Origin of the sequence: Desulfosarcina sp. (genome assembly GCF_046496365.1) — a bacterium.
Taxonomy (GTDB): Bacteria; Desulfobacterota; Desulfobacteria; order Desulfobacterales; family Desulfosarcinaceae; genus Desulfosarcina.
In genome coordinates this window covers 1-2,519 of record NZ_JAWOHB010000084.1, presented here as the reverse complement: position 1 = coordinate 2,519, position 2,519 = coordinate 1, and the positions used below count along the sequence as shown (strand labels likewise).

The window sequence follows — 2,519 nt, the reverse complement described above, 5'->3', positions numbered from 1 at the left end:
GAACGTTCAAACCGATGAAGAACGAACCAAGCTCGTCTATCGAATCAAGGTCACGCTTGATAATCCGAATCAAGAACTCAAGGCCGGCATGCCGGTAGACGTCCTGTTGAGGTAAGGGACATGCCGATCATCGAGGTTGAAAAGCTTTGCCGCGAATTTGCGGGAAACCGTGCGCTAGACGAATTGAGCTTTTCCGTTGAACCGGGGGAAATTTTTGGGCTGGTGGGACCCGATGGTTCAGGAAAAACAACCTGTCTGCGCATATTGTGCGGTCTCATCGAGCCCTCCAGCGGTAAGGTTTCCGTTCTGGGAACGGATGTTTCCCGTCACCCGGAACGCATCCGGCATGAAATAGGATACATGGCCCAGCCGGCAGGGCTTTACGACGACCTGACCGTGGCCGAAAACATCCAATTTTATGCGGCGCTGTACGATATTCAGCCGCCGGATTACAAAGAGCGCATGGAACGCCTTCTGCATTTTTCCGGCCTGGCTCCTTTTTCGGATCGCTATTTTCGAAACCTCTCAGGGGGGATGAAACAAAAAGCCGGTCTGAGCTGTGCACTGATCCATACGCCGCGGATCCTTTTCCTGGACGAACCCACCAACGGCGTCGATCCGGTATCGCGCAGAGATTTCTGGAAAATATTGTATGAATTGAAGCGGGAGAATGTGACCATCGTCGTCGCTTCGACCTACCTGGATGAAGCGGATCGCTGTCATCGTGTAGCGATGTTTGAGAAGGGCAAGGCGAGGCTGATCCTACAACCGATGGCCATGCGCAGCCTGATGAAAGGGTTTCTGTTCAATTTGAGCGCTGCCGACAGGATCAAAACCATCAAGGCCCTGCGTCGAATTCCGCAGGTAAAGCAAAGCAGCGTATTTGGAGCGGAAATCCACATTTTATTGTCAACACCGGAAGACCTGCCGGCGGTACAAAAGCATCTGACGGACCTTGGTATTACTGATTTTGAAACGAATGCCATCGAGCCGACCCTGGAAGATGTTTACCTGTCGCTGGTTGCTCCCCACAAAGATGAAGTCTGAACACCATGGAAGCCGTTTATCTGGAAAACGTGGTAAAAAAATTCGGTGACTTCATTGCCGTCGATCATATCTCCCTGACGGTCGCGCGAGGCGAAATTTTCGGTTTCCTGGGACCGAACGGCGCCGGCAAATCCACGACCATTCGAATACTCTGCGGCCTGCTGACACCCACATTCGGCAAGGCATGGGTGCTTGGAATGGACATCCTCAGCCGGGCTGAAGAAATAAAGGCAACGCTGGGTTACATGTCCCAGCGTTTTTCCTTATATGAAGACCTTCGGGCCGAGGAAAATCTGCGTTTTTTCGGCGGGGTCTATGGATTGGAAAACAGCGTGTGCCGTCGGCGCATCAATGAGATTCTGGACGTAATCGGCCTGGGCGAACGGCGGCGGCACATGACACGGGACCTGCCGGGCGGCATCAAGCAACGGCTGGCGCTCGGCTGTGCGCTCCTTCACAATCCGTCTATTATTTTTCTGGACGAGCCGACATCAGGAGTCGACCCCGCTACCCGCCGCAACTTCTGGGATCTGATTTATGACCTGGCGGACAGAAACGTCACTGTGTTCGTTACGACACACTACATGGAAGAGGCTGAATACTGCAACCGAATCGGCCTGATCAACCACGGCAGGCTCATCGCCGCCGGGACACCGCAGCAGTTGAAGAAAAACCATATTGACGGCGAGGTATACGAAGTGGAAACCGCCGACGTCCTGGCCGCCGTTGAAACCGTGGCCGGCATCGAAGGCGTACTGGATGCAGCCGTTTTCGGCCGCAGCATGCACGTGCGCCTCAGAAAAATTCAACATGCGGAAAGCACCCTGCGGCGATGGCTGGCTGATTCGGGACTGCAGGCAAAACGTATTCGCATCATCAAGCCGACGCTGGAAGACGTTTTCGTCGCGCTGGTTTCCCAAAAATCGGAAGACAACCCATGAATCCCCGCCGCGTCAAGGCCCTGGCAAAAAAGGAATTTCTTCAGATGCTGCGTGATGTTCGCAGCCTTATGGGCGCCCTATTCATTCCGCTGCTGATGATTTTCCTTTTCGGCTATGCCCTCAGCCTGGATGTGGACCGCATTTCCACTCTGATTTTCGATCAGGACCGAAGCGCTCTTTCCCGCGATCTGATCCACCAGCTGAGCGACTCACGCTATTTTCAGGTCATTCGATATATCGACAGGGAAAAGGAAATCGACCGCGCATTAAACCGCGATGAAGCGCTGATGGCGCTGGTCATTCCCGCAGGCTTCGCCCGTCAGGTGAAACAGGGCGCAAAAGCACCGGTGCAGGCTGTGTTCAATGGATCGGATGCCAATACCACCACCATTGCCATCGGCTACCTCAAGGCGGTTGCAACCCGATTCGATCTGAACATCCAGCAGGAACGCATCCAGCGTGCAGGTCTGAAAATGGTGACCATGCCGGTTGAACTCCGCATACGCGTCTGGTTCAATCCGGAATTGAAAA

The 2,519-nt window shown here is 53.9% G+C and carries 3 protein-coding genes; all 3 read left to right on the top strand.

The annotated features are described in order from the left end of the window. Positions 1 to 120 precede the first annotated feature (120 nt). Positions 121 to 1,047: an ATP-binding cassette domain-containing protein gene (locus tag R6V78_RS06975; RefSeq protein ID WP_410288619.1), complete on the top strand. Its 927-nt coding sequence runs from the start codon at positions 121 to 123 to the stop codon at positions 1,045 to 1,047. A 5-nt stretch (positions 1,048 to 1,052) separates the two neighbouring features. After that, positions 1,053 to 1,988: an ATP-binding cassette domain-containing protein gene (locus tag R6V78_RS06970; protein WP_410288618.1), complete on the top strand. Its 936-nt coding sequence runs from the start codon at positions 1,053 to 1,055 to the stop codon at positions 1,986 to 1,988. Continuing rightward, positions 1,985 to 2,519, top strand: a 535-nt coding sequence (locus R6V78_RS06965) for an ABC transporter permease (protein ID WP_410288617.1), incomplete at its 3' end; no start/stop codon positions are given. The genes R6V78_RS06970 and R6V78_RS06965, both read left to right, overlap by 4 nt.